This is a genomic window from Amycolatopsis sp. NBRC 101858 (assembly GCF_030269325.1).
Taxonomy (GTDB): domain Bacteria; phylum Actinomycetota; class Actinomycetes; order Mycobacteriales; family Pseudonocardiaceae; genus Amycolatopsis; species Amycolatopsis ponsaeliensis.
In genome coordinates, this window is the sequence record NZ_BSTD01000008.1 from 110,920 (window position 1) to 136,546 (window position 25,627).

General features: G+C 71.1%; 32 protein-coding genes. 14 read left to right on the forward strand and 18 right to left on the reverse strand.

Annotation, left to right across the window (positions count from 1 at the left end; translation table 11 throughout):
* The first annotated feature begins 4 nt into the window (after positions 1-4).
* The 5 genes from QSK39_RS47575 to QSK39_RS47595 all read left to right on the forward strand — a co-directional run bounded on the left by QSK39_RS47575 (position 5) and on the right by QSK39_RS47595 (position 4,268).
* The gene (locus QSK39_RS47575; protein WP_285484455.1) at positions 5-970 is read left to right on the forward strand and encodes a class I SAM-dependent methyltransferase; all 966 of its coding nucleotides are present in this window, start codon (positions 5-7) and stop codon (positions 968-970) included.
* Positions 971-2,164 carry a class I SAM-dependent methyltransferase gene (locus tag QSK39_RS47580; protein ID WP_285484456.1) on the forward strand — a complete coding sequence of 398 codons (1,194 nt, stop codon included), beginning with the start codon at positions 971-973 and terminating at the stop codon, positions 2,162-2,164.
* Between the two features lie 48 nt (positions 2,165-2,212).
* A complete protein-coding gene (locus QSK39_RS47585) occupies positions 2,213-2,977 on the forward strand; it encodes an HAD family acid phosphatase (RefSeq protein WP_285484457.1) in 765 nt (254 codons plus the stop codon).
* Between the two features lie 63 nt (positions 2,978-3,040).
* Positions 3,041-3,421 (forward strand): DUF427 domain-containing protein, encoded by a 381-nt coding sequence (locus QSK39_RS47590; protein WP_284743154.1) that lies wholly within the window; start codon positions 3,041-3,043, stop codon positions 3,419-3,421.
* Positions 3,422-3,437: 16 nt separating this feature from the next.
* Positions 3,438-4,268: a LysR family transcriptional regulator gene (locus QSK39_RS47595; RefSeq protein WP_285484962.1), complete on the forward strand. Its 831-nt coding sequence runs from the start codon at positions 3,438-3,440 to the stop codon at positions 4,266-4,268.
* Here QSK39_RS47595 and QSK39_RS47600 read toward each other — a convergent pair.
* Both QSK39_RS47600 and QSK39_RS47605 read right to left on the reverse strand, forming a co-directional pair.
* Positions 4,258-4,986, reverse strand: coding sequence for a class I SAM-dependent methyltransferase (locus QSK39_RS47600; protein WP_285484458.1), 729 nt, complete (start codon positions 4,984-4,986; stop codon positions 4,258-4,260). The genes QSK39_RS47595 and QSK39_RS47600 overlap by 11 nt on opposite strands.
* Before the next feature lie 50 nt (positions 4,987-5,036).
* Complete coding sequence (locus QSK39_RS47605; RefSeq protein ID WP_285484459.1) at positions 5,037-6,002, reverse strand: chitinase; 966 nt, start codon at positions 6,000-6,002, stop codon at positions 5,037-5,039.
* 146 nt (positions 6,003-6,148) lie between these two features.
* Between QSK39_RS47605 and QSK39_RS47610 the strand changes: the two genes are divergently transcribed.
* Positions 6,149-6,667 carry a GNAT family N-acetyltransferase gene (locus tag QSK39_RS47610; protein WP_285484460.1) on the forward strand — a complete coding sequence of 173 codons (519 nt, stop codon included), beginning with the start codon at positions 6,149-6,151 and terminating at the stop codon, positions 6,665-6,667.
* A 5-nt stretch (positions 6,668-6,672) separates the two neighbouring features.
* Here the strand turns inward: QSK39_RS47610 and QSK39_RS47615 are convergent, their stop codons facing one another.
* The 3 genes from QSK39_RS47615 to QSK39_RS47625 are packed head-to-tail and all read right to left on the reverse strand — an operon-like array spanning position 6,673 to position 9,165.
* Positions 6,673-8,109, reverse strand: a complete 1,437-nt coding sequence (locus tag QSK39_RS47615; RefSeq protein ID WP_285484461.1) for an FAD-dependent monooxygenase — start codon at positions 8,107-8,109, stop codon at positions 6,673-6,675.
* A 10-nt stretch (positions 8,110-8,119) separates the two neighbouring features.
* On the reverse strand, positions 8,120-8,695 hold the full coding sequence (locus QSK39_RS47620; RefSeq protein ID WP_285484462.1) for a PadR family transcriptional regulator: 576 nt from the start codon (positions 8,693-8,695) through the stop codon (positions 8,120-8,122).
* A 41-nt stretch (positions 8,696-8,736) separates the two neighbouring features.
* Entirely contained in the window at positions 8,737-9,165 is a 429-nt protein-coding gene (locus tag QSK39_RS47625) for a MarR family winged helix-turn-helix transcriptional regulator (RefSeq protein ID WP_285484463.1), read from the reverse strand.
* A 56-nt stretch (positions 9,166-9,221) separates the two neighbouring features.
* Here QSK39_RS47625 and QSK39_RS47630 point away from each other — a divergent pair, with 56 nt between their 5' ends.
* Entirely contained in the window at positions 9,222-9,548 is a 327-nt protein-coding gene (locus QSK39_RS47630; RefSeq protein WP_285484464.1) for an antibiotic biosynthesis monooxygenase family protein, read from the forward strand.
* A 138-nt stretch (positions 9,549-9,686) separates the two neighbouring features.
* On the opposite strand, the gene QSK39_RS47635 is transcribed toward QSK39_RS47630, so the two are convergent.
* Both QSK39_RS47635 and QSK39_RS47640 read right to left on the reverse strand, forming a co-directional pair.
* Entirely contained in the window at positions 9,687-10,457 is a 771-nt protein-coding gene (locus QSK39_RS47635) for a maleylpyruvate isomerase family mycothiol-dependent enzyme (protein WP_285484465.1), read from the reverse strand.
* 76 nt (positions 10,458-10,533) lie between these two features.
* Positions 10,534-10,941, reverse strand: a complete 408-nt coding sequence (locus QSK39_RS47640) for an MmcQ/YjbR family DNA-binding protein (protein ID WP_285484466.1) — start codon at positions 10,939-10,941, stop codon at positions 10,534-10,536.
* A 10-nt stretch (positions 10,942-10,951) separates the two neighbouring features.
* Between QSK39_RS47640 and QSK39_RS47645 the strand changes: the two genes are divergently transcribed.
* Complete coding sequence (locus QSK39_RS47645) at positions 10,952-12,103, forward strand: MFS transporter (RefSeq protein ID WP_285484467.1); 1,152 nt, start codon at positions 10,952-10,954, stop codon at positions 12,101-12,103.
* Here the strand turns inward: QSK39_RS47645 and QSK39_RS47650 are convergent.
* Complete coding sequence (locus tag QSK39_RS47650; RefSeq protein WP_285484468.1) at positions 12,093-12,884, reverse strand: helix-turn-helix transcriptional regulator; 792 nt, start codon at positions 12,882-12,884, stop codon at positions 12,093-12,095. The genes QSK39_RS47645 and QSK39_RS47650 overlap by 11 nt on opposite strands.
* 78 nt (positions 12,885-12,962) lie before the next feature.
* Between QSK39_RS47650 and QSK39_RS47655 the strand changes: the two genes are divergently transcribed.
* Positions 12,963-13,811 (forward strand): SDR family oxidoreductase, encoded by an 849-nt coding sequence (locus tag QSK39_RS47655; RefSeq protein WP_285484469.1) that lies wholly within the window; start codon positions 12,963-12,965, stop codon positions 13,809-13,811.
* A 1-nt stretch (position 13,812) separates the two neighbouring features.
* Here QSK39_RS47655 and QSK39_RS47660 read toward each other — a convergent pair whose 3' ends face one another.
* Positions 13,813-14,442, reverse strand: a complete 630-nt coding sequence (locus tag QSK39_RS47660) for a winged helix-turn-helix transcriptional regulator (protein ID WP_285484470.1) — start codon at positions 14,440-14,442, stop codon at positions 13,813-13,815.
* Positions 14,443-14,502: 60 nt separating this feature from the next.
* On the opposite strand from QSK39_RS47660, the gene QSK39_RS47665 reads away from it, so the two are divergent.
* Positions 14,503-14,871, forward strand: coding sequence for a VOC family protein (locus tag QSK39_RS47665; protein WP_285484471.1), 369 nt, complete (start codon positions 14,503-14,505; stop codon positions 14,869-14,871).
* Here the strand turns inward: QSK39_RS47665 and QSK39_RS47670 are convergent, their stop codons facing one another.
* The gene (locus tag QSK39_RS47670) at positions 14,872-15,408 is read right to left on the reverse strand and encodes a hypothetical protein (RefSeq protein WP_285484472.1); all 537 of its coding nucleotides are present in this window, start codon (positions 15,406-15,408) and stop codon (positions 14,872-14,874) included.
* A 69-nt stretch (positions 15,409-15,477) separates the two neighbouring features.
* On the opposite strand from QSK39_RS47670, the gene QSK39_RS47675 reads away from it, so the two are divergent.
* A complete protein-coding gene (locus QSK39_RS47675) occupies positions 15,478-16,299 on the forward strand; it encodes an MBL fold metallo-hydrolase (RefSeq protein ID WP_285484473.1) in 822 nt (273 codons plus the stop codon).
* 100 nt (positions 16,300-16,399) lie between these two features.
* Here the strand turns inward: QSK39_RS47675 and QSK39_RS47680 are convergent, their stop codons facing one another.
* From QSK39_RS47680 to QSK39_RS47705, 6 genes are all read right to left on the reverse strand, one after another.
* On the reverse strand, positions 16,400-17,545 hold the full coding sequence (locus QSK39_RS47680) for an RNA polymerase sigma factor (RefSeq protein WP_285484474.1): 1,146 nt from the start codon (positions 17,543-17,545) through the stop codon (positions 16,400-16,402).
* A 3-nt stretch (positions 17,546-17,548) separates the two neighbouring features.
* The gene (locus QSK39_RS47685; RefSeq protein ID WP_285484475.1) at positions 17,549-17,998 is read right to left on the reverse strand and encodes a VOC family protein; all 450 of its coding nucleotides are present in this window, start codon (positions 17,996-17,998) and stop codon (positions 17,549-17,551) included.
* A gap of 14 nt (positions 17,999-18,012) precedes the next feature.
* The gene (locus tag QSK39_RS47690) at positions 18,013-18,510 is read right to left on the reverse strand and encodes a pyridoxamine 5'-phosphate oxidase family protein (RefSeq protein WP_285484476.1); all 498 of its coding nucleotides are present in this window, start codon (positions 18,508-18,510) and stop codon (positions 18,013-18,015) included.
* 87 nt (positions 18,511-18,597) lie between these two features.
* A complete protein-coding gene (locus tag QSK39_RS47695) occupies positions 18,598-19,005 on the reverse strand; it encodes a YciI family protein (protein WP_284743175.1) in 408 nt (135 codons plus the stop codon).
* 97 nt (positions 19,006-19,102) lie between these two features.
* A complete protein-coding gene (locus QSK39_RS47700) occupies positions 19,103-20,176 on the reverse strand; it encodes a C40 family peptidase (RefSeq protein ID WP_285484963.1) in 1,074 nt (357 codons plus the stop codon).
* Between the two features lie 83 nt (positions 20,177-20,259).
* Positions 20,260-21,222 (reverse strand): nucleoside hydrolase, encoded by a 963-nt coding sequence (locus QSK39_RS47705; RefSeq protein ID WP_285484477.1) that lies wholly within the window; start codon positions 21,220-21,222, stop codon positions 20,260-20,262.
* A 52-nt stretch (positions 21,223-21,274) separates the two neighbouring features.
* Between QSK39_RS47705 and QSK39_RS47710 the strand changes: the two genes are divergently transcribed.
* Both QSK39_RS47710 and QSK39_RS47715 read left to right on the forward strand, forming a co-directional pair.
* Complete coding sequence (locus QSK39_RS47710; RefSeq protein ID WP_285484478.1) at positions 21,275-22,027, forward strand: acyltransferase; 753 nt, start codon at positions 21,275-21,277, stop codon at positions 22,025-22,027.
* Positions 22,028-22,071: 44 nt separating this feature from the next.
* Entirely contained in the window at positions 22,072-22,449 is a 378-nt protein-coding gene (locus tag QSK39_RS47715) for a hypothetical protein (RefSeq protein WP_285484479.1), read from the forward strand.
* A 1-nt stretch (position 22,450) separates the two neighbouring features.
* On the opposite strand, the gene QSK39_RS47720 is transcribed toward QSK39_RS47715, so the two are convergent.
* Together QSK39_RS47720 and QSK39_RS47725 are read right to left on the reverse strand one after the other, a co-directional pair.
* Positions 22,451-23,776, reverse strand: coding sequence for an APC family permease (locus QSK39_RS47720; RefSeq protein ID WP_285484480.1), 1,326 nt, complete (start codon positions 23,774-23,776; stop codon positions 22,451-22,453).
* Positions 23,773-24,648, reverse strand: coding sequence for a carbon-nitrogen hydrolase family protein (locus QSK39_RS47725; RefSeq protein WP_285484481.1), 876 nt, complete (start codon positions 24,646-24,648; stop codon positions 23,773-23,775). Before QSK39_RS47725 ends, QSK39_RS47720 begins: the two co-directional genes overlap by 4 nt.
* A 75-nt stretch (positions 24,649-24,723) precedes the next feature.
* On the opposite strand from QSK39_RS47725, the gene QSK39_RS47730 reads away from it, so the two are divergent.
* Positions 24,724-25,455, forward strand: a complete 732-nt coding sequence (locus tag QSK39_RS47730; protein ID WP_285484482.1) for a FadR/GntR family transcriptional regulator — start codon at positions 24,724-24,726, stop codon at positions 25,453-25,455.
* The last annotated feature ends 172 nt before the right edge of the window (positions 25,456-25,627 follow it).

The window sequence follows — 25,627 nt, forward strand, 5'->3', positions numbered from 1 at the left end:
CGCCTTGACCGACGTGAACGACCCGGCGCCGAACCCGCACGCCACCGCCGAAGAGGTCCAGGCGGCCTACGCCGACCCCAAGCTGGCGAACGTGCTGTACCACGACTGGGAAGCCGGCACCTACGACGAGAAGTGGTCGATCTCGTACGACGAGCGCTGCATCTCCTACGCCACCGACGTGTTCAACGCCGTCGCGGGCGAGGACGGCCAGCCTTACCAGCACGCGATGGAGCTGGGCAGCGGCACCGGGTTCTTCCTGCTGAACCTCATGCAGGGCGGCGTCGCCAAGAAGGGCTCGGTCACCGACCTCTCGCCCGGCATGGTGCAGGTCGCGCTGCGCAACGCCGAGAAGCTCGGCCTCGACGTCGACGGCCGCGTCGCCGACGCCGAGCGCATCCCGTACGAGGACAACACCTTCGACCTCGTCGTCGGGCACGCGGTGCTGCACCACATCCCGGACGTCCAGGCGGCGTTCCGCGAGGTGCTGCGCGTGCTCAAGCCGGGCGGCCGGTTCGTCTTCGCCGGCGAGCCGACGAAGATCGGCGACTTCTACGCCCGCAAGCTCGGTCAGTTCACCTGGTTCCTGACCACCCGCGTGACGAAGCTGCCCGCGCTCAGCGGCTGGCGCCGTCCGCAGTCCGAATTGGACGAGTCGTCGCGCGCGGCCGCCCTCGAAGCGGTCGTGGACATCCACACCTTCGACCCGTCGGAGCTGGAGTCGTGGGCCCGCGGGGCCGGCGCGCAGGACGTCCACGCGGTCACCGAGGAGTTCGCCGCGGCGCTCGCGGGCTGGCCGATCCGGACGTTCGAGGCCGCGGTGCCGCAGGAGAAGCTGACCGTCCGCTGGCGGCTGTTCGCCTACAAGCTGTGGCTGCGGCTGTCCGCTGTGGACAAGAAGCTGCTGGCGAAGATCCTGCCGCGCGAGCTGTTCTACAACGTGATGATCACCGGGACCAAGCGGCCGTCCTGAGTGGGTTATTCCTTCAGCCTCGGCGACGTCGCCTACCTGCGCTCCGGCGCGGGGACGGCGGCGCTCGCCGAGGTTTCGTCGTTGCCGCTGACCGATCGCATCGCGTCGGTCGCCGCCGTGCGCCGGATCGCGGGCGAGGAGTTCGCGGCCGCCGTCCTGGAAACCGTGCTGCTGCGCCGGAAAGCCGCCGGCAAGCTGTCCGGTGACGGCTGGCTGTTCACGTCGGACGCGCTCCAGCAGGCGAGCGCGTCGCTCGTCGCCCGGCACCGGGCCCGGCGGCTGGCGGGTCTCGACGTCCACGACGTCACGTGTTCCGTGGGCGCGGACCTCGTCGAGATCGCGCGGGTGGCGCGGCGCGCGCTCGGGTCCGATCTGGACCCCGTGCGGCTCGAGATGGCCCGGCACAACGGAACCACGGCGGGGGTCGCGTTCGGACTCGCCCGGGCCGACGCGCTGCGGCCGGTGAGCCGGGACGGCGTCGTCGTCGCGGACCCGGCCCGGCGTGACTCCGCCGGCCGGCGGGCGTGGAAACCCGCGGACTTCACACCCCCGCTGGACGAGCTGGTGAACGCCTACCCGGGCCGTGCGCTGTCGGTGAAGTGCGCGCCCGGCCTCGACTTCGCGATCACGCCGTGGGCCGAAGAGGTCGAGCTGGTGTCCCTCGACGGCCAGGTGCGTGAATCGTGCCTCTGGCGCGGCTTGGGCACCGGCGTCACCCGGCGGGCGACCGTCCTGCGCTCGGACGGGACACAGTGGACGGTCACCGACGCCGAACCGGACGAACTGCCCACGCGGGAGCCGGGGGAGTGGATCGTCGACCCGGACGGCGCCGTCGTCCGGGCCGGGCTGGTCCGCCATTACGCGGCCCGGCACGGGTTGTGGCAGCTGGACGAACGCATCGCGTACCTGACCGGCGACGCACCGCCACCGGGCGTGCGGGCCTTCCGCGTCCTGGAGCACGGGCCGTACAGCGAAAAGTCCTTGAAGGCCGTCCTCAAGCGACACGACGTCGGCCGGCTGGAAATCCTCGTGCGCGGCCTCGACGTCGACCCGGATGCCTTGCGGCGGCGGCTGAAACCCCGTGGCGCCGCGGAAGCATCGGTGGTGCTGACGCGCATCGGGCGGTCTCCGGTGGCTTTCCTCTGCCGCGCCGAAAGGCGAACGGAAACTTTCGAGGGGTGGAACTCCGGGTGAACGTGACGTAGGTTCCCCGAGTCGTCAAGTCTTCACTGGAGGGTCGCCGTGTCCGGAAAATGGTCAGGTCTCGTCAAGCTCGCCGCCGCCGCGGCGATCGGTGCCACCGTCGCTTCGGGGGCCACCGCGCTGGCCGGATCGGACGACGCCACCGCCGCGCGCTCGAAGGAACCGGCCAACATCGGCCAGGTCAAGAACGACGTCAAGGCCTACTACGGCGACTACCTCGACGCCGCCGGCAAGCACCACTACTCCGACACCAGCCGGTTCGTGAAGGACACCAAGAACGTCGTCGCCGACGCGAAGCGCTACCTGCAGCAGCAGCTCGGCCGCGTGAAGAACCCCGCGATCGTGCTGGACGTCGACGACACCGCCGAGGTCACCTACGGCTGGGAGGCCGACAACGACTTCGGCTTCGACCCGGTCAAGCAGCAGCAGGCCATCGACAACGGCACGTTCGTCGCGAACAAGCCGGTGCTGGAGCTGGCCAACTGGGCCGCGCAGCACGGCGTCAAGGTGTACTTCCTGACCGGGCGCAACGAGCTGCAGGGTCCGCAGTCGCTGAAGAACCTGGCCAACGAGGGCTACCCGGCCCCGGCCGGCGCGTTCTTCAAGCCGAAGGTGACCGCGCCGGACTACCTGCCGTGCGGGCTGACCTGCAACACCGTCCAGTACAAGTCGGGCACGCGGGCGCACATCGAAGCGACCGGCGCGAAGATCGTGCTGAACGTCGGTGACCAGTTCAGCGACCTCGAGGGCGGCTACGCGCTGCACCCGACCAAGCTGCCGAACCCGATGTACTACCTGCCCTGAGGTGGAATAACCACCGGGCCCGGGGTGCTGCTCCTTACAAGCGAACTTTCTCGAGGAGCTGACATGCCGGAGAAGAAGGTGCTGGTACCGGGCCCGGACCACCCGATCACCGTCGAGCCGACCAAGGCGCGCGTGGTGGTCAAGGCGGGCGGGCGCGTGGTGGCCGACAGCCGCAACGCGCTGACGCTGCAGGAGTCGAACTACCCGGCCGCGCAGTACATCCCGCGGGCGGACGTCGACTTCAGCGTGCTGGAGCGGACCGACCACGAGACGTACTGCCCGTACAAGGGCGACAGCAACTACTACAGCCTGAACGTCGGTGACGTGAAGGCCGAAAACGCGATCTGGACGTACGAGAAGCCGTACGACGCGGTCGCGTCGATCAAGGACCACGTCGCGTTCTACCCGAACGTCGTGGACTCCATCGAGCTGATCGAGGACTGAGCTGGACCTCGATCTGCTGAGGACGTTCCTGGCCGTGCACCGGGCAGGATCGCTGACCGGTGCGGCGCCGTCGCTGGGCTTGTCCCAGCCGACGGTGACCGCGCAGGTCAGAGCCCTCGAAGAGCAGCTCGGGCGGCAGCTGTTCGTCCGGCGCGCCCGCGGGGTCACCCCGACCCCGGCGGCCGACGAACTGGCCGCCCGGATCGCCCCGCACGTCGACGCGCTTTCGTCCTTGACCGTCGGCGAGGTGGACCCCTTCACCGCGCCGGTGCACCTGGCCGGGCCCGCCGAGCTGACGACGGTGCGGGTGCTTCCCGCGCTGGCCGGTCTGGTCACCGCCGGGCTGAAGCTGCGGGTGACGTTCGGCCTGGCCGACGACCTGCTGGCGGGTCTTTCGCAGCGCCGGTTCGACCTGGTGGTGTCGACGATTCGGCCACGCGGCCGCGGTCTCACGGCGACACCCCTGACGGACGAGGAGTTCGTCCTGGTCGGCCCGCGCGGCTTCTCCGGCGACCCGCGGACCGCGCCGCTGGTGGCTTACGCCGAAGACCTGCCGATCATCCGCCGTTACTGGCGTTCGGTGCTGGGGGTGCGGCCGCCGTCCGGGCCCTCCGTCGTCGTGCCGGACCTGCGCGGCGTCCTGACGTGCGTGCTGGCCGGGTTCGGCGTCAGCGTGCTGCCGCGGTACCTCTGTGCGGCGGAGCTGGCTTCCGGCTCGTTGATCGCTTTGCTCGACCCGGAGGAGCCGCCGATCAACACGCTGTTCGTGGTCACCCGCACGGAACCCTGCCCGGCGGGGCCCGCGGCGGTGCGGGACGCCCTGATCGCGGACGCCGTCAGCTGGTGACGCGCAGCACGCAGGTCTGCATCGGCAGGGTGAATTCGCCGTCCGCGGTCTCGGGCCGGCTCGCTAGGTAGGCGCGGATCCGCCCGAGCGCGGCTTCTCTCTCGGGTTCCGGCATGACCAAGATCCCCGCTCGCGTCGCCAGCGTCGCGACGAGCGAATCAGCGGTGCGGCGCTGCCCACGCGGGAACTCGGCCCGCTCCGCGGAGCCGAACCCGGCGGTCTCGGCCCACCAGCCGGCGGGAGTGTCCCGCGGCCCGATGGCGGCGCTCCCGCCGACCCGTGCGAGCCCGGCGACCCACCCGACCCGGTCGTCCAGGACGTTCCACAACCCGGCCAGGACGCCGCCGGGCCGCAGCACCCGGGCGATTTCGGGCCCGGCGACGGCCATGTCGAACCAGTGCAGGGCATTCCCGGCCAAGACGGCGTCGACGGAGGCGTCGGGCAGCGGGATCGCCTCGGCCCGTCCCGGCAGCGCCCGGACGTCGGGCAGTGCTCCGCGCAGCTCGCCCAGCATCGCCGGATCGGGCTCCACCGCGATGACGTCGGCGCCGACCGAGACCAGCGTGGCGGTGAGCTTCCCGGTCCCGGCGCCGAGATCGAGCACCCGCGGCCCGGCGGCGGGCTCGAGCGCCCACCGCACGGCGGCTTCGGCGTAGTCCGGCCGGTGCCGGGCGTACGCGGCCGCGGCGGCGCCGAACGAGGAAGCGTGGTCGTCCACATGACCATCCTGCCCGCCGGGCGGGGCCGTGGACCCCGCCCGGCGACGGATCAGCCCGTGTAGCCCGCGAAGATCTTCGCGAACTCGTACTTCGCCTGCGGCACGTTGGTGCACTTGTAGAGCGCGCCGGTGCAGGCGTTGGCGTCGCGGCCGGCTTCCCAGAACGACAGCATGCCCAGGTGGACGGTCTTCGCGAAGGCCACCAGCGCCTTCGCGTCCTTCTGGTAGAAGATCTCGTTCTGCGAGTCGTTGACGCCGATCATCGGGGTGACGCCGACCTTCTTCCACGCCGCCGCATCGCTCAGCCCGTAGAGGGACTTGAGCTGCGCCTGCGTCGCCTTGGCCGCGGAAATCGCCTTCGCGCCCTGATCGCCCGCGCCCTGGTAGTAGTCCATCGCCATGATGTTGACGAGGTCGAGGTTCACGCCGGCGTCCTTGGCCGCCTTGACGACGTTGAGCCCGTTCGCGTCGAGGCCGTTCGGCAGCACCGGCAGCGTCAGCGAGATCTTCAGGCCGGGGTTGTTGTTCTGGAGGGTCTTCAGGGCTTGAGAGCGGCGGCTGATCGACGCCGGGTCCGCGACGGCCGCGCCTTCGATGTCGAAGTCGGCGTACTTGAGGCCGTACGCCTTGACGACGGCGTCGTACTCGGCCGCGACCTGCGCGGACGTGCTGCACGCCTGGGCCAGCTCGATGCCGGACGCGCCGCCGAAGGAGATCTTGACGTCGCCGCCGGCGTTGCGGATCTTGGTGATCTCGTCCTTCTGCCAGGCCGTGCGCGGGTCGTAGGCGCCGAACCAGCTGGCCTTGCAGCCGTAGGAGTTGACGAAGGCGAGCGTGAAGCCCTTGACGCCGCTCGCGGCGGACATCGCCGACAGGCTCGGCGTGGGCCAGGCGCCCATGTCGACGTAGGGCCCGACGGGGATCGGCGACCCGGCGGCGGCTTCGGCGGGAGCGCCGAGCCCGGTGCTCACGAGCGCTAAGCCGGCCAGGCCGGCCAGCAGGGAACGGAGACGCATGGTGGAACCTCCACGACGACGAGCGCGGCGGCGGGGATTTCCGGACATGATTGGTATAGACCATTAATGTGGTCCGGACCATAGGCTGAACGGGCTACCCTCGTGACCCGCGGTAATCGGTGGACGCGCCACCTAGACTCAGGACGGTGCTGATCACCACGGAACGGCTCACGTTGCACCAGTGGGCCGAGGAGTACTTCGACGGGCTGTTCGCGATGGCGCAGATCCCGGACACGGTCCGCTACGTCGGAACCGGCAAGCCGTGGACCCACGAGTACACGCTGGCCAAGCACCAAGCGACGCTCACGCATTGGACCACCCACGGCTTCGGCTGGTTCGCGGTGTCGGCGGCCCCGGGCTCGTTCGACGGCGTGGTGTCGCTGGTCAGCCGCAGCCCCACGGAGTCGGGCTTGGGGTTGCCGGCGGTGGAGATGGGCTGGTGGATCGCACCCTCGGGCTGGGGCCGGGGGTATGCGACCGAAGCGACGACGGCGGCCCGCGACCACGTGTTTTCGGCCGGGTTGGCGGAGCGTCTGCTGGCGGTGTACGAGCCGGCGAACAAGGCGTCGGCGCGGGTGGTGGAGAAGCTGGGGTTCACCCCGCACAGCCGGTTCACGCTGGACGGCAGGGTCGAGCAGCGGGCGGTCCTGGACCGCCCGCGCTGACCTTCCTACGCGGAGACCGGAACGGCACCCACCCAGCGGTGCACCGCCTCCGCAAGCCCGTCATCGCCCGAACCGCTCGTACCCACCCAGGCCACGTGCCCGTCCGGCCGCAGCAACACCGCGTCGATGTCCGAAGTGGACGGACTCGACGCCGCCACCACCTCGACCGCCGCCGCCCAGCCGGCGAACGACCCCGTCAAATCCAGCAGCACCGGACGCCCCGGGTGCAGCAACGCGGCCAAGTGCGTCTCGGCCGAAGACACCACCAACGGCACATCCGGCGCCAGCCTTCCCAGCCACGGATGCCCATTCGGTTCGTAACACGCGTCCAGCCCCGTGATGATCTCCGCCAGTGCCCGGTTCCCCGCCGGATGCGCGGCGATCCGGCGCATCAAATCGGCCCACGGCGCATCGCCGGCCTCCTCCAGTGCCACCTGCGCCTGCGTGTTTGCCAGAATCCGTGCCCCCGCCGCGTGCCGCTCGGTGTGGTAGGTGTCCAAAAGCCCCTCCGGGGCCGTCCCGCGCACCGTCGCCGCGAGCTTCCAGCCCAGGTTGAACGCGTCGTCGAGCGCCACGTTGACCCCGATCGCCCCGGCCGGCGGGTGGATGTGCGCCGCGTCGCCCGCCAGCAGCACCCGGCCTTCGCGATAACGCGTGGCCAAGCGCGCCGCGTCGCCGAACCGGGTCAGCCAGCGGGGCTCGCGCAGCTCGACGTGCCGGTCGAGCACCGCGTCCACCTGCGCCTGCAGCTGTTCCAGTGTCACGGGTGCGTACTTGTCGGCCGGCGGATCGTCCTCCCGCACCACGATCCGGACGTACCCCGGCCGCGGGATGACGAACACCGTGCGCCCGTCCGGCCCGGCCGAAACCCCGTACGGCAGCTCGCATTCGACGTCGCCGAGCAGCGCGTACCAGCGCGCGTCGACACCCGGGAAGCCGATCCCGGCCTGCTTGCGCACCGTGCTGCGGCCGCCGTCGCAGCCCACCAGGAAGCTCGCGGTGATCGTGCGGCCGAACTGTCCGTTGTGGACCACGCTGGAAACGCTTTCCGGGGACTGCGTGAACGACCGCAGCTCGTGCCCCCGCAGGATTTCGACGCCGAGATCGGCGGCCCACCCTTCCAGGACCTCCTCGACGCGAGTCTGCGGAATCCCCAGCGAGAACGGGTGTCCGGTCGCCGCGTCCGCGAGTGACAGGGGCCCGGGCAGGCCGGTGACCGGCGCGTGCGGCACCTGGTGGCCCTCGGCGACCAAGCCCTCGGCCAGTCCGCGGCGGGCCAGCAGGTCCAGCGAGCGCGAGTTGAGGTTGAACCCGCGGCAGTACGGCGGCCGCGACGGATGACGTTCGACGATCGTGGTGCGGACGCCCGCCAGCGCGAGCTCCGCGGCGAGCAGCAGGCCGGCGGGACCGGCGCCGGCGACGAGGACATCGGTTTCGAGCACGAGTTTCCCCTCAGGAGTGGTCGGGCCAGGGCAGGGAGCCGGCGCGGATTTCGGCGGCGGTGGCGCGGGCCCAGTCGAGCTCGGCCTGCCACGCGTGCCGGACGAACTCGACCTCGATCATGAACAGCCGCGGCGCTCCCTTGCCGACGGTCTCGTCGAGAGCGGTGTTCGCGCCGTCGATGCGGTCGGCGAGGTGCCGGGCGCGTTCCTCCAGCGCGTCGGCGGCGCGCTCCGGGCCGAGCGCGCCGAGGTAGCTCACCGCCGCGACGAACTTCGGGTACTCCGCGACCGGCTCGCGGACCAGTTCGTCGAGCCACGCGATGAACTCCTGGCGGCCGAGCTCGGTGTGCGCGTAGACGGTCCGCTCCGGCCGGTTGCCCTCCCGGACCGTCTCGACGGGCTCGATCCACCGGTGCTTCGCCAGCGACTCGACGGTGTCGTAGAGCGAGCCGGGGTTGATCTTGAAGCTGCTGTCCTTGAAGCGCTCGCGCAGCGTGGACGCCATTTCGTACGGGTGCATCGGACGTTCGAGCAGCAGGCCGAGCAGGGCCAGCGCGAGGGTGTTGCGGATCTTGCGTGGTGGCACTAGTCGCTCCCTATTAGTCGGAACCGACTATACGACCGTCGTCAAGTCAGGTTCTCGACGCAGGTGTGCAGCAGGTCCGCCAGGTAGCGCCGCTGGTCGGCCGACAGGTCGCCGAGCATTTCGAGTTCGACCTGCGTGATCAGGTCTTCGGCAGCGCGCAGCTTCGCGTGACCGGCCGCGGTCAGGGCGACTGGCCGCGCCCGGCCGGTGCTCGCCTGCTCGGCCACGGTGACCAGTTCCGCCGACCGCAGTCCGCCCAGGACGTCCCGCAGCGACTGCCGGGTGACGAACGTGATCCGCGCGAGCTCGGCCGACGACGCGCCGGGGTGGTCGTCGAGCGCGCGCAGCACGGCGTACTGCGACATCGACAGCTCGAGCGGTCGCAGGCGGTCGGTGCAGGCCTGGTTCAGTGCTTGCTGGGCGCGTTTGATCAGGTAGCCGGGCCGATCGCCGGTCGGGGGTTGACTCATGACAGGAACCTTACACATACTGGCTTATGTAAGGTTCCTGACATCGGGGAGGGCTCATGGCGACCACGACCATCGACGCGGACGCGAAGCTCGCGACCCTGATCAACGTCTTCACCGTCGAACCCGCGCGCCAGCGGGAGCTGGTCGACGTGCTGGTCACGGCGACCGAAGAGGTGATGCGGCACCAGCCGGGCTTCGTCGCGGCCAACATCCACACCGGCGCCGAGGGCACCCGCGTCGTCAACTACGCCCAGTGGGAGAGCACGGACGCGTTCCGCGCGATGCTCACCGACCCGGCGTGCCAGGAGCACATGCGGGCCGCCCTGGCCATCTCGACGGCCGACCCGCAGCTCTACACCGTCGAGTCGGTGCACCACATCTGACGTCGGCGCACGCCGAGCGCGGCGTGCCAGCCGCCCATGACGTCGCCGATCCGGCCGGGCGGCCACGCGCCGATCCGGCCGGGCGGCCACGCGGCGATCCGCAGCGCGAGCGCCGTCGACGACCGCCGAGCGAGCGCCTCAGAACTTCGTGTTCTCCCGCCAGTGCCGGAACAGGTCCGCGTTGCCGGAAATCGTCAACCGCGGGTCGTCGGTGGCGATGCGCCCGGTCAGGGCCAGGAGCAGGTCGGCGACGCGGCCCTCGACGACGACGTCCGCGTCGTCCGCCGACTGGCTCACCTCGACCCCCGTCGCCGTCCGCCGGGCCAGCCAGCCGAGGTCCGGCCCGGTGGACCGGAACAGCAGAGTTTCGCCGGTGCCCCGCAGCGCCGTCCGGTCCATCGCCGGGTGCTCGACTCGCGAAAAAACGGCCACGAGGTCGAGGCCTTCGGAGATCCCGTCCGCGGCCAGATCGGCGTCGACCGCGTACGGCGCACCGGTCGTGAGCGCGGCGTCCGCGCGGTGGACGACGGTCTCGTGGGTGAGCCGGCGCGTCCAGAACCCGGCGCGGCGATCGGGCGTCCAGGTCGACGTCGGCGTCTCGGGGCCGACGTCGGCCACGGCCTCGACGAGCCGTTCCGCGCCGTCGACGAGCCATTCGCCGAGAGCGTCGAAGTCCGGCGGATCGTCGACCGTGACCGCGTCGAACGGCACGTACCCGGTGGGCCGGCTCGCGACGATCGCGGCCGACTTGTGGTAGGCCAGCCCGACGTGGCGGGTCAGCTCCTGCAGCGACCATTCGGGACAGGTCGGGACGCGCGCGTCCGGCGCGGCGCCCTCGATCGCCATCCCGAACTCCTCCGCCTCGGCGACGAGCGCCTCGGCCAGCCGATCGTGGCTCAAGGATTTCACCCGGCCAAGATAGTCCGGACCGAGGCGGCCGTGGGGTCGTTTTCAGCCGCCGGACCGACCTCGCCGCCCGCGGTCTCTACCGGGTTGGTCGATTTTCGGACCACGTCTTCGCCAGCCGCTTCGGCGCCCGGCACAACCAGGCCTCGACCAGCACTTCCTCCAGCGTCGCCAGGTCGATCCGGTCGAGCTCGACGAGGATCGCGGGGAAGCCGCGGAAGTGCGGGGTCGTGAAGAAGACGGCCGGATCGTCGGCGATCAGCGCGTCCTTGACCCCGACGTCCGGCACGTAGGCGCACAGCACCGGCCCGGCGGGCGCCCGCGCACCGAGCGCCTCGACGTCGCCCTTGCGCAGCGGGCGCTCCCAGGCGAAGCCCTTCTTGCCGATCTGCCAGGCCAGATACCCGCGGGAGCTGTCTTCGATCACTTCGGGCAGCCCTCGCGCGATCCGGCCGGCGTCGTCCCAGCCGGCCACGGCGATCAGCATAATCGCGAAAGTGACCGGGGAACTGAAACGCGCTCGCCTGGGAGTCTCCGTCGTCTTCGCCGTGTGCGGCGCGGCGTTCGCGACCTGGCTGGCGCGGGTGCCGGCAGTGCAGGAGCAGCTGGGCCTGACCACGGGCCAGCTGGCGACCGGGCTCTTCGGCCTCGCCCTGGGGTCGGTCGTCGCGCTGGTGGGCGCGGGGGCGCTGCTCACCCGGATCGGCAGCCGCGCGGCCGTCGTGATCGGGGCGGTCGTGTTGTGCGGCGGGCTGCCACTGGTGGCGTTCGCGTGGTCCGCGCCGGTGTTCGTCGCGGCGCTCGTGGTGCTCGGCGTGGGCAACAGCCTGCTCGACGTCGCGATGAACGCGCACGCGGCCCGCGTCGAGGAGGGCTACGGGCGCCCGATCTTCGCCGGCTTCCACGCGTTCTGGAACATCGGCGGCCTCGAGGGCTCCGGCGTCGACGCGCTGATGGAGGCCCTGCACGTCCCGGTTTCGGTGCACTTCCCGATCGCGGGCGCGGTGCTGCTCGCACTGGCGCTCTGGGGCCGCGCGCAGTTCCTGGCCGGAGCCGACCGCGGCCAGGGCGACGCGGCGTTCGCGTGGCCGAGCCGGGCGCTGGTGCCGCTCGGCGTGATCGCGTTCTGCGCGTTCGTCGCCGAGGGCGCGGTCAACAGCTGGAGCGCGGTGTACCTGGCCGACGTCACCGGCGCGACGCCCGCGCTCGCGTCGCTGGGCTACTTCGCGTTCTCCGGGACGATGATCGCGGTCCGCCTGGTCGCCGACCGGGTCGTGGCACGCACGGGCGAGGTGCGCTTCGTCCGCGTGGCGACCACGGTCGCGGTGCTGGGCTTCGCCGTGGTCATTTTCGCGACATGGCCGGTCGCGGTGGTGTTCGGCTTCGCGGTGGTCGGCCTCGGCGTGGCCGGGATCGTGCCGATCGCGTGGAGCGTGGCGAGCCGCAAGCAGGCGGACGCGCCGGGTCGCGCGGTGGCCGCCGTCGCCGCGTGCGGGTACCTGGGCTTCCTGGTGGAGCCGGTGCTGGTCGGCGCGCTGGCGACGCGGATCGGCCTGCACTGGGCGTTGTCGTCGGCGGTCGTGGTCACTTTTTCGGTCATCTTCCTGGCGCCGTCGCTGCGGGTCCGCGAGGCGGCGCTCACGCGATGAGTCGTTTGAGCCCTTCGGCGGACGGCGTGCCCGGCGCCGCCGTGTAGACGAGGAGCCGGTGCTCGTCGCCGGGGACGGCGAGGATCTCGCAGTCGAGCTCCAACGGCCCGGCGATCGGGTGGACGGTCCGTTTGGTCAGCGTCCGCTGCACGGCGACTTCCCGTTCGGCCCACAGCCGGCCGAATTCGGGGCTCTCTTCCAGGAGGTTGTCGATCAATGAACGAACGGCGGGATCGGCCGGGTACCGCCCGCTCGCCCGCAGGTCCGCGACGCACAGCCGAGCCAGGTCCAGGCGGTTGCCGGTGATCGTGTCCCCGGTGTCGAACAGGCGCCGCAGCCGGTTTCGTCGCCGCAGCGACCACGCGGCCGGGTCGCCCATCAGCGCGACGAGCATCCGGTTCCAGGCGACCATGTCGTAGGCGGCGTCGATCACCATCGCCGGCACGTCGCCGAGGCGGTCGAGCAGCCGCAGGACGTTCCCGGGCACCGGCCGCGGCGCGGGCGGGGGAGCAGGCCGCGCGAGCTGCCGCAGGTACCCGTGTTCGTCGCCGGTCAGCCGGAGCGCGCGGCCGAGCGCGGCGAGGACCTGGTCCGACGGCTGCGGCCCGCGGCCCTGTTCGAGCCGCACGTAGTAGTCGACGGAGATGCCGGCCAGCAGCGCGACCTCCGTGCGCCGCAGCCCCGGCGCCTGCCGCCGCGGGCCGGGTTCCAGGCCGACGTCGGCAGGCCGCAGACGGTCCCGCCGGCTGCGCAGGAACCCGCCCAGTTCCACCCTGTCCACGCGTCCATCATCACCCCGCGCCGGGGTGGTACCGCCAGTGCCTACCCCGTTCCGGCCATGCGGGACGAGCCTTCGGGCATGACGATTCTGGTGACCGGCGCCCGCGGGAACGTCGCCCGCGCGCTGGTGGGACAACTGCTCGAAGACGGACACGCGGTGCGCGCGGCCGGCCGCGACCCGGAGCGGACCCGGCTGCCGGCCGGGGTCGAGGTGGTCGCGGCCGACCTGGCCCGGCCGGAGAACTGGGACGCGGCCCTGGTCGGTGTCACGCAGGCGTTCCTCTACGCGGGCACGGCCGGGCTCGGCGGGTTCCTCGCCCGGGCGGGCGGCCTGACGCAGGTCGTACTGCTGTCCGCCCTGGGCGCGGATCCGGCGTCGGAGGACGCCATCACGCGCGCCCACGGCGAAGCCGAGCAGGTCGTGCGCGACTCGGGGATCCCGTGGTCGTTTTTGCGACCAGGCGGCTTCGCCGCCAACCGGCTGCTGTGGTCGGACTCGGTCCGCGCCGGCGTCGTGCGGGACCCGTTCCCGGACTCGCACTCGGCTCTTGTCCACGAAGCGGACATAGCAGCCGTCGCCGCGTGCGCGTTGACGTCGCCCGGCCACCTCGGCGCGACGCACACGCTGACCGGGCCCGAGTCGCTCACGGTGCGAGACCAGGTCTCGGTCCTCGGCCGGGTGGCCGGGCGTCCGGTCCGCGTCGAGACCCAGGACCTCGACGACTACCGCCGGGAGCTCACCGCGGCGTTCGAGGCCCGCGGGCTCGGCCGCGTCGGGTCGGCAGAGGTGATCGAAGCCCGGATCCGGCGGCTCGCCGCCCTGGTGGACCGGCCGCAGGAGACGACGGAGACAGTCCTGGCGGTCACCGGCCGTCCGGCGCGGAGCTTCGCGGAGTGGGCTGGCGACCATGCCGAGGACTTCGCTTGAGTCAGCCTTCGTGGTCCTTCAGAAGACGAAGGACGGCCTGCCGATCGCCTTCGACCATTATCCGACCATCGGCGATCGCCGCGTCGAGGTCCTGAGGACGCTCGAGGAGCGCGTTCAACGTGGGCGGGTCGGTCCGGATGGTCGCGTCCGGGGCAACTGGCTCGCCCGGCTCGACCGTCAGTCGGCCCGGCTCGGTGCGGACCGTCCACACGCGATCGTCCAGTTCGAGGCGGTAGCAGGCCGCCGTGCGCGGGCAGGCGGAGCCGCGGAGGAACAGCAGCATCGACGTCGTGCCGAGTGTCGCCGGCTCGGGGAGCGGGACGCGGGCGGCCCACGCACCCAAGGCCAGCACGATCGGCTCCAGCTCGCGACCCCACTCGGTCAGTTCGTAGACGGTCGACGCCGCCGGCGGTGGCAGCTTCCGGCGGGCCACCACGCCGTGGCCTTCGAGCTCGCGGAGCCGGTCGGTGACCAGGTTCGAGCTGGCGCCCGGCAGCGCCCGGCGGACGTCGGAGAACCGCTGCGGCCCGAGCAGCAGCTCGCGCACGACGAGCAACGCCCAGCGTTCCCCGACGACGTCCAGCGCGCGGGCGGTGGCGCACGCGTCCCCGTAGCTCCGGCTCGTCGGCATAGTGCCAATCTACAACTCTGAGATTGTTTTTAACAACTAGTGCGGCGTACGGTGGCCGCCATGGGTAATCCGGTCGTGCATTTCGAGATCATCGGTACCGACCCTGCCGGGCTGCGCGGGTACTACGGCGAGCTGTTCGGCTGGGAGTTCGACACCTCGGGACCGGTGTCGGACCAGGTGTCGGAGGCGGGCAACTACGGTTTTGTCGAAACGGAGACCATCCCGGGCGGCGTCGGCGGCGGCGCGGAACACGAGAGTCACGTGGTGTTCTACGTCGGCGTCCCGGACGTCGCGGCGGCGCTGGCGGAGGCCGAGCGCCTCGGCGGAACGCGCCGGCTGGGCCCGGCCCGCGCGCCGGGGCGCGACCTGGTGGTCGCCCACTTCACCGACCCCGAGGGCAACCTGATCGGGCTCGCCGGCCCGGCGTGACTAAAAGTCCGTCGTCGTGCCCTGGACATCGGCGCGGCAGGCTTCGAGGAACCGGTCGCCGGTCTCGCTGATCCCGGTCAGCACGTGGTCGAGGCTGGCCCGCCGCACCTTCGTTTCCCCGGAGTCCAGTTCGGCGAGGATGTCGTTGACCCCGTTGCGGGCCACTTTCCACAGTTCCTTCCCGCGCCGGCGTGGTTCTTCGGTGCCGAACAGCGCTACCTGGTTGTGTGCCTTGCGCAGCTCGTTGCGCCGTTCTCGCCAGCGGGCCTCGATCTCGACGCGGTTCTTCGGCAGCTCGACGAACTCGGACCGGATCAGCTGGAAGGCCTCTTCGCCCGCGTTGGACAGGCCCGCGTAGGCCTTGACCCGTTCGTCGCGCAGCCAGGTCGCGTGCTCGGCCGCACGCTTCCGCTCCTCCGCGCGCTGGGTCGCCTTCAGCTTGCGGCCCTCCACGAGCGTGGTGGTCAGCAGGGTGAGCAGCACGCCGCCGAGCGTCGCCCCCACGGTGATCACCTGCGTGGTCGTCCCCGAGTCCATGGCGGGATTCTCCCAGGAGGCCCGGACCGGGCTTGACCTCGACCATGCTGGAGCTTCAAGACTGGCGTCATGACGATCTGGATCTGCGGAACCTGCGGGGTCGAGCACCCCGACACCGACCGGCCCCCGGCCGGCACCTGCGCCATCTGCGCCGACGACCGCCAGTGGGTACCCGCGTCCGGGCAGGTATGGACGACGCTCGACAAGCTCGTGGCCGACGGCCACGAGGTCGTGCACGAGGAGCTGGAACCGGGGCTGCACCGGATCAACCGCGAACCGCCGTTCGGCATCGGCCAGTGGACGCACCTGGTCCGGACCGCCGAGGGCAACCTGCTGTGGGACCCGCCGAACCACCTGGACGCGGCGCTCGCGACCGAGATCGAGGAGCTCGGCGGCGCGGCGGTGATCGTGGCCAGCCACCCGCACATGTACGGCTCCCAGGTCAGCTGGAGCCACCGGCTCGGCGGTGTCCCCGTGCTGGTGCACGCGGCCGACCGGCAGTGGGTGCGGCGCGAAGACCCGGTGATCCGGGAGTGGTCCGGCACCGAACGGGTCCTGCCCGGCGTGACGCTCGTCGAGGCGGGCGGGCACTTCCCGGGCGCGGCGGTGGCCCACGTCGCCACCGAAACCGGCGGCTTCCTGCTGGTGGGCGACACGATGGTGCCGGTGGCGGCCGCGGGCTGGGTGACGTTCATGCGCAGTTACCCGAACAAGATCCCGCTGTCGGCGGGCCTGGTCCAGCGGATCGTGGACCGGCTCGAGCCGTACGAGTTCGACCGCCTTTACGGTCTTTTGGGCGGCAAGATCCTGGGTGACGCGAAGGGCGCGGTCCGCCGGTCGGCCGAGCGCTACATCGAGTGGGTGAGCGGCGCGAACGACCACCTCGGCTGAGCGGATGCCAGGCGCGACTCGGCCCGGGCGACGACGCCGGCGGTCGTTCGCCACAGCGGCGACAACTCCCTCGGCCGCGCCTGCCCGGCCAGTGGGGGTATCAACCACGCAAGCGGGTGTTGAGCCGAGCGGCCTGCAGAGTCAGGTGGGTGCGCTCTGCAAGGTTGGGCGCCTTCTGGGCCGCTTCGGCGTACAACCGCGCAGCCGTCGCCAGGTCGCCGTCGCGCTCGTGGAGGTACGCCGCCACCGCCGCGTGCCGGGGCAGCGCGTCGTCCAGCTCCGCGAGGGCTGCCAGCCCGGCACGCGGTCCGTCGGCCTCGCCCACCGCGACCGCGCGGTTGAGCCGGACGACCGGGCTGCCGGTCAGGGCGGCGAGCTCGTCGTACCACTCGACGATCTGCACCCAGTCCGTCTCCTCGGCGGTCGGCGCGTCGGCGTGCAGGGCCGCGATCGCCGCCTGGGCCTGGAACTCGCCCAAGCGGTCGCGGGCGAGCGCCTTCTGCAGGATCCCCACGCCCTCGGCGATCAGCCTGGTGTCCCACCGGCCGCGGTCCTGCTCGGCGAGCGGCACCAGGCTGCCGTCGGCCGCGATCCGCCCGGCGCGCCGCGCGTGGTGGAGCAGCATGAGCGCCAGCAGCCCCGCGACCTCCGGGTGGTCGATCGCGCCCGCCAGCTGCCGGGTCAGCCGGATGGCCTCGGCGGCCAGGTCGACATCGCCCGAGTAACCCTCGTTGAAGACCAGGTAGAGGACGCGCAGCACGGTCGCGACGTCACCGGGCTGGTCGAACCGCACCTGCCCGACCGTGCGCTTGGCCCGGCTGATGCGCTGCGCCATGGTCGCTTCGGGGACCAGGTAGGCCTGCGCGATCTGCCGCGTGGTCAATCCGCCGACAGCACGCAGTGTGAGCGCGACCGCCGAAGACGGTGTCAGCGACGGGTGCGCGCACAGGAAGTACAGCTGGAGCGTGTCGTCCGCGGCGACCGCCGGCCCGGGCTCCGGCTCGACGTCGACGAGGTCCTCACGCCGCCGCCGGGCGCTCTCCGACCGGGCCGCGTCGAGGAACTTGCGCCAGGCGACCGTGACCAGCCAGCCCTTCGGGTCGCGCGGCGGCTCGGCCGGCCAGACGCGGAGTGCTTCGAGCAGCGCGTCCTGTACGGCGTCCTCGGCCGACGCGAAGTCGGCGCCGCGCCGCACGAGGATGCCGAGCACGTGCGGCGTCAAGCTCCGGAGCAGGACCTCGTCCACTTGTCACCCGACCTTTTCGGCCAGCTCGACGATGATCCCCGCGGGGCCGCGCAGGTAGCAGAGCCGATAGCTGTCCTCGTACTGCGCGACCTCGCCGACGAGCTCCGCGCCGTGCTTCCGCAGGCGGCCGACGACGTCGTCGATGTCCGCCACCTCGAACAGGATGTGCCGCAGACCCGGCGTGTTCGCCGGCGCGGCCCAGTCACCCGCCGGGCCCGCGGGCGTCTGGTACCTGATGAGTTCCAGGCATCCGTGGCCGTCCGGCGTCCGCATCATCGCGACGTCCGAGCGGACGCCGTCGAGCCCGTTGATCAGGTCGACGACGCGCCCCTCGACCGTCATCTCGCCCTCCAGCCCCAGCCCGAGCTCGGTGAAGAACGCCTTGGCGGCGCCGAGGTCCTCGACGACGATGCCGACGTGTTCCAGCCGCGCCACCACTCGGCCGTCACTCATGATGATCTCCCCTCTCAGGCGTGCTGACGTTCCTTCTGCCGCTGGATCAGCTCTTCGACGGCGCTGGGCAAGGTCGTCTCGAAGTCGATCAGCTTGACCCATGTCGGCGTGACCACGATCCGGACCATGCCGTCGTAGAGCGACCGCACGCCCTTCTCCCACTCCACCCGCTGCTCCGGCGTCATCTCATAGGTGCCGTTGAACTGCAGGTACTCGTCCGGGATGCCGTCGACGACGTCCAGTTCGACCGTGCCGCGGACCAGCAGGATCTTCGGCGGGTGCACCTCGGTGTCGATCGTCAGGGCGACCGCCGGGTTGCGGCGCAACGCGGGCAGCTTGGCGGCGTTCTTCGCCGTGCACAGGACGATCTGCGCACCGTTCCAGGTGAACCCGATCGGGATCGAACGGGGAGTGCCGTCGAGGGCCGTGTAGGCCAGCCGGGTCAGGTCCCGGGCCAGCAGCTCACGGCTGAGCGGGCGGTTCAGGATCTCGTCGATGACGCTCTGCTGCATGTCGGTCTCCTCGTCGGATCGGCTGTGGTTCGTGCCGGGGACGGAGCCGTGGGCGGTTTCTCGACAAAAGTGTCGATGTGACGCGGGTCACTCCGTGATGGTGATCGAGTTCCCGTAGAACGGCCGCAGCTCGAGCCACTCCGCGACCGGCTTCCCGCCCGCGCCGGGGGCGGCCGACAGCTCCGCGGCCAGCTCGAGGGCACGCTCGTAGCTGTCGACGTCGATGATCGTCCAGCCGGCGATGAGGTCCTTCGTCTCGGCGAACGGGCCGTCGGTGACCGGCGGGCGTCCCTCGCCGTCGAACCGGACGAACGTCCCCTCGGGGGTGAGCGCCTGGTGCTCGACGAACTCGCCGGTCTCCTCGAGCCGCGCCCCGAAATCCTGCATGTACTGGACGTGGGCCGTGATCTCTTCCGGCGTCCACTGGTCCATCGGCACGTCGTTGACGGAAGCCGGGGCGCCTCGGTAGTGCTTCAGCAGCAGGTACTTGGCCATGGTCGTTCTCCTCGGTACGGGTGCGGCCCATCTTGGCCGCGTCCGACCCGGGGACGCAGCCGATCACGCGTTCTCGACATCGCCGCCCGAAAATTTCTCAGGCGGTCGGGCGACCGGCTCCGGCGTAGTCGTCGCCGTCCTTGCGGTAGGAGTGCACCTGCACGGCCTGGCCGGTCTGCGGCGCGTCGATCATCTGCTTGTTGCCGATGTAGAGCCCGACGTGGTGGATCTTCGTCGCCGGCTCGCCGTAGAAGATCAGGTCGCCCAGCTGCGGATCGGTCACGTGCGGGACGCTCCGGAACTGCGTGTCGGCCGTGCGCATCAGCTTGACGCCGGCGCTCCCGTACGCCGCCGTCGTCAGGCCGGAACAGTCGAAGCCGGGGTCGTTGCCGCCGGTGCCGTTGCCACCCCAGATGTAGGGGAGGCCGATCTTGTCGATGGCGAAGTTCACCGCGCTCAGCACCGCCGGGTTCGGCGCCGCCGAGCCCTGGCCGACCGTGCCGTAGACGTTGACCGTGGCCAGCGTCCGGTGCAGCAACAGCGGCGCCGACTGCAGCTTCGCGACCGAGTCCCACCACGGCTGGCCCTGCGAGAGGTCGGTGCCGCCGTCGCACAGCGCGCGGCCGATGGTCAGCGCCGCGTCGTCGATATTTTGGACATCGGGCTTCCCGCCCGTGTAGCTCGCCTGGTACTTCGCCCAGATCGCGGGGGAGACCTGCATCGGCCCGGCGGCGTTCGCCGTCGAGACGACCTTGTTGTAGAAGTCGCGCACCTCGATCGTGCCGAGCGGCTTGTCCAGCACGCCGGTGGTGCCGAGCTGCCCGCCCTGCGCGCGGCCGTGGTCCGTGGTCACTTTTCCGACCGCGGCCAGCGTCACCCAGGACAGGTGGCAGCCGGGGACGTCCTTGCCGATTTTCGTCGTCGCCTTCGCGTAGCCGACCATCGCGCGCAGCGGGACGTCGAGCCACTGGCTGGTCTTGGACGCCCAGGCGTCGAACTCGCTCGCTTCGGGCACCTTCGGCGGCGCGGACGTCTGCGGGGACGTGGTCGTTTTCGGGACAGACGCCGACTGCGTGACCGTCGCGGCGGCGTTCGTCGTCTCCTGCTGCTTGGGCGCGAACTGGACGCCGACGACGAGCGCGGCGGCCACCACGACCACCGCGGCCACCACGACGGCGGCCTTCCGGCGGCGAGGCTCGGTCGTCTGTGCTTCCTCTTCGAGGGTCTCCGCCGGCACGACTTCGGGCTCGTCGCTCACCGCGCGGCTCCGGTCAACCGATCGAGGACGAAACCGCGCAGGCCGTCGAGGTCGGTGTCCATCGCGACCTCGATCGGCCGGCCGGGACTGAACTGCGGATCGTCTTCGCCGAGCCTTCGCCGGTCGACGAGCGTCTGCCCGCGCGCCGGGCCCAGCCCGCAGTCGACGTCGACGCGGTAGGTCTCGGTGTGCAGGATCCCCGGCGAAATCGCCTCCGCGACGGCGACGGCGTCGTGCATGACCATGCGGTCCTCGCCGAACACGCGCGTGTAGTGCTGCCGGTAGGTGGAGGTGAGGCCTTCGAGGGTGGCGCCGACCGGCCCCGACGACGCGAGCTTCGCCAGCCACTCGGCGTCGACGGCGCAGCGGTGCGTGAGGTCGAGCGGCACGAGCACGACCGGGACGTCCTCCTCGACCAGCACGCGGCGAGCCGCCTCGGGGTCGCTCCAGATGTTGAACTCGGCGGCGGTGGTGCTGTTGCCGAACGTCACCCCGCCGCCCATGATCACGAGCCGCGCGATCTTCGCCGCCGCGCCGGGGTGGGCGGCCAGCAGCGCGGCGATGTTCGTCAGCGGCCCGATCGGCGCGATGGTCACCGGCTCGTCGGAGGCTTCGAGCAGGTCCAGCATGAGGCGGACGGCGTCGCGCTCCTCGAGGGGACGGCTCGCCTCGGGCAGCGTGGAGGAGTGGCCCGACAGGCCGTCGCCGCCGTGGACCTCCTTGGCGTCACGCGGCTTCGAATAGACCAGCGGCCGGGAGGCTCCGGCGGCGACCGGCACGTCGGTGCGGCCGAAGAGCTCCAGCAGCCGGCGCGCGTTCGAGGTGGTGCGGTCCAGCGGCACGTTGCCGAACACCGACGTCACGCCCAGCAGCTCGACGTCCGGGGACAGCGCCGCCAGCGCGATCGCCAGCGCGTCGTCGACGCCCGGGTCGGTGTCGATGATCAGCTTGGTGCCCATCCAGCTCCCCTTGCCTGTGAACCCGTCCCGTACACAGGTTACGGTCACGGGCATGACGTCGATGTGGGGTGCGCCCGCACTGTCGCGGGTGCGGGCCTGGCGGCGCGCGCGGCGCGACCCGCAGCAGGCGAAGTTCCTGACCGCCGACTCGCTGCGCTGGGTGCTGCGCAACCGCGCGTACACGCCGTGGTACCTCGTCCGGTATTACCGGCTGCTCAAGTTCCGGGTCGCCAACCCGCACATCATCCTGCGCGGGATGCTCTTCCTCGGGAAGGACGTCGAGATCCACTGCCGGCCGGGCTACGGGCGGCTGGAGATCGGCCGCTGGGTCCACATCGGCGACGGCAACGCGATCCGCTGCCACGAGGGTTCGCTGCGGATCGGCGACAAGTCCGTGTTCGGCCGCCAGAACGTCATCAACTGCTACCTCGACATCGAGCTCGGCGCGGCCACGCTGGTCGCCGACTGGGTGTACATCTGTGACTTCGACCACGTCACCGCCGACATCCACGTGCCGATCAAGGACCAGGGCATCGTGAAGTCGCCGGTGCGCATCGGGCCGGACACGTGGCTCGGCACGAAGGTCAGCGTCCTGAAGGGCACCCGCATCGGCCGCGGTTCCGTGCTGGGCGCGCACTCCGTCGTGCGTGGTGACATTCCCGACTACTCGATCGCGGTCGGCACGCCGGCCCGGGTGGTGCGTAACCGCGAAGAGGACTACGCGGCCGACGCGGCTCGCCGTGAAGCCGTCGCCGACATGGCGCGGAAGGCGAACAAGGCGCTGCAGAAGACGCTCGAGCAGTAGATCTACTCAAGTGTTGTGGTCGTCCGCCCGGCCATAATGGCCGCGTGGGGGAAGTCCGGACCGTGTGGTCCTCGCTCGTGCTGGCGTTGTGTGCCGTGGGCCTGCTGCTCGTCGTGCCGTTCTTGTTCTTGCAGGGTTTCCTGGCGAGCTTCCCGGTGTTCGGCACGAGCAGTCACAAGGGTGACGGCTATCTGACCTGGGCGGCCTGGCTCGGCGGGGGACTGCCGCTGATCGGCGTCGTCGTGGCGGCTTTCGGGCGGCGACGTGGGTGGGCGTGGTTCTTCGGGATCTGCCTGGTCCTGGCCGTCGCGGTCGCCGGGCTGAACTGGGTCGACCACGTCCGCCACGCGCCACCGCCCCCGCCGGAGCCGCGCCACTGCGTCGAGCGCAGCGGCGGCGGCAACGAATGCCCAGGCGGCTGACCTACTCCTCGAACGTCATCTCCGGCGGCGGCCGCCGGAAGCCCCGGGTGATCGCCGCCAGGACGACGATGCCGATCGCCAGCCAGACCAGGCCGAACACCAGCGCGATGCCGTCCAGGTTGACCAGTAGCCACAAATCGACCACGGCCCCGATCGCTGGGAAGACCACCCAGGTCAGCACGCGTTTCCCGGCCCGGTCGCGCAGCCACGTCGCCAGGACGCTGACGTTGACGAACGTGAACGCCGTGAACGCCCCGAAGTTGATGAACGACGTCGACGTGCTGACGTCCAGCGCCAGCGCGACCAGCCCGACGAGCCCGGTCAGGACGATGCCGAACACCGGCGTCGCGAACCGCGGCTGGAGCTTGCCGAAGATCCGCGGCAGGACGCCGTCGCGGCCCATGGCGAACATCAGCCGCGACGCGCTCGCCTGGGCGGCGATCCCCGACGCGAACTGCGCCACGACCAGACCGGCGAGGAAGAACGACGCGAAGAGGTTGCCGCCGATCGTCGTCGCGATTTCGAACGCGGCGGACGACTCGTCGGTGAACGTGCTGCCCGGGTGCGCGAGCTGGGTGAAGTAGGCGAGCACGATGAAGATGCCACCGCCGATCAGCGCGGTCAGCAGGATGGCGCGGGGGATCGTCTTGCGCGGTTCGGTCGTCTCCTCGGTCAACGTCGTCACGGCGTCGAAGCCGAGGAAGGAGTAGGTCGCGAGGGCGGCGCCGCCGGAGATCGTCCCCAGCGTGCTGCCCGTGTGGAAGAACGGCTGCGTGCTCGCCAGCGAGCCGCCGACGTGCAGGACCTGTTTGACCGAAAGAACAACGAAGAAGCCGATCACCAGGATCTGGAACGCCATGAGGACGAAGTTCGCCTTTTCGGCGATCTTGATGCCCAGGACGTTGAGGATGGTCGTCAGCAGGATAAAAGTGATCAACCAGAGCCAATTGGGCACGGCGGGGAACTCGGCCGAGAGGTAGGCGCCGCCGATCAGCCAGATCACCATCGGCAGGAAGAAGTAGTCGAGGAGCACGGCCCAGCCGACGAGGAACCCGGCTCGCGCGTCGACCGCTTTTCGGACATAGGTGTAGGCCGAGCCCGCGACGGGGTGGGTCGCGGCCATCTTCCCGTAGCTCGCCGCGGTGAACAGCATGGCGACCAGAGCGAGCAGGTACGCCGAGGGCACGGTGCCGTCGGTCGTCGTCGCGACGATGCCGAAGGTGCCGAGCACGATCAGCGGAGCCATGTAGGCGAGCCCGAACAGGACGACGCCGGGCAGGCCGAGCCGGCGCTGCAGGGCGGCCGGGGCCGCGGCCGTGGAGGTCATCGGTCGTCTCCTTCTCGTGGACGCCAGCGGTCCGGGTCGATCCGGCCCCGGTAGAGCGGCAGCTCGAGGGGCGCGTCGGTGGGGGCGAATTGCGTCCACATGCGGTTGGTGCCCGCGGTGCCCTCGCGGCGAACGCGCGCCACCTCGTCGAGGTCGATCGTGTGGGCGAGGACGCCCTGGTCGATTCCCGGCAACGCGCCGAGCACGTCACCTTCGGGTCCGACGAGCAGGCTGTCGCCCATCCCGAGCGGCCCGGCCGTGTTCACGCTGGCGACGAAGACCTGGTTGACGATGGCGTTCGCCCGAGCCAGGACGAGCTCCTGGGCGCGGTCGGGGGTCGTGGTCTGGACGGGGTTGAGCACGATCTCGGCGCCCATCCAGGCGAGGTGCCGGGTCACTTCGGGGAACCAGGCGTCGTAGCAGATGGAGAACCCGACGCGGCCGGCATCGGCCAGATCGGCGACGACGAACCGGTCGCCGGGGTCGTAGGGCTCGTGCGGCCGCCAGGGGAAGACCTTGCGGTACCAGCCGGCCAGCTCGCCTCGCGGGGAAAAGACGAGGGCGGTGTTGAACAGTTCGCCGTGGTCGCCTTTTTCGCAAACGGTGCCGGGCGCGAGCCAGATCCCCAGGTCGCCGGCCAGTTCCGCGAGTTCCTTGGTCCTCGGCCCCTGCAGCGGCTGGGCGGCGGCGCGGAGCTGCTCGGTGCGTTCGTCGCCTTCGCCGTCGACGCCGCAGAGGTGCAGCTCGGGGAAGGCGGCCAGGCGCGTGTCCGGAAAACGGCCGAGGACGGCTTCGACCTCGCCCGCGAACCCGCCGTCCCCGACGGCGCGGGGCGGCGCTTGCACCAGGGCGATCGGCAGTGGTCGCGGCATGGACGAAAAATAGTCCATCTTGAACACTTAAACAAGAGTGCTCAAGATGAGCAGTTTGTGCGGTACGGTCGGTTCATGGCGACGGCAGACCTGAGCGCCCCGGCACTGACCGGTATCCGGCGGCTGTCCGCACTGGACACGGTCCGCGCCCGCATCGCGCTCGCCGTGGAGCTGGGCTTGCTGAAGCCGGCGGAGCGTCTACCGGCGAACGCCGACATCGCGCGAGCCCTCGGCGTCGCGGAGATCACCGTGCGGCGCGCCTTGGAGTCCCTGGTCGGCGACGGCCTGATCGAACGCCGCCGCGGCCGAGGCGGCGGAACGCTCGTGGCCGCTGATCCACCGACGCAGCGAGTCCGCGAGGTCGGCGCGTACCGCGAGTCGGCGGCCGAGGTCCGTGACCTGATCGACCACCGCCTGGTCCTGGAGGCGGGCTTGGTCCAATTGGTGGCAAAGCGGTCGCCGGACCTCCCGCGCTTGCGGACGTTGGTCGCCCGCATGGACACGGCGACGGGCTGGGCGGAGTTCCACGAGCTCGACGCGGAGTTCCACCGAACGGTGGCGGCCCCCGCCCCGGCCGCGGCGGTGGCCCAGTACGAGACGGTGCTGGCCGAGCTGTACCGGTTCTACCTGCCGTACCCCATGGCCAAGCTGCGCGAGTCGAACCGCGACCACGCACGCTTGGTGAAGGCACTGGCAGCAGGCGACCCGGACGCGGCGGCCCGGGTGACGAGAAAGCACGTACGCGGCCTGCACCAGACGATGTTCGTCGGCCTCGCCGCAGGGGATCCGGCAACGCCCGAAAACTGACGACGGCTCACGTGTCCTGCCCGCGAACCCGCCAGGGGTCTGACTGACCGGCAACCGCCGGAACTCGGCGGGCTCAGCCGTGCGCCAGTTTCGGCGATGGTCGAAAGTCGACCACGGCTCGGCGGTCTGTAGCGCCCGGCCCGGACTCGACGCGACCAAGGGCAGACTCGGC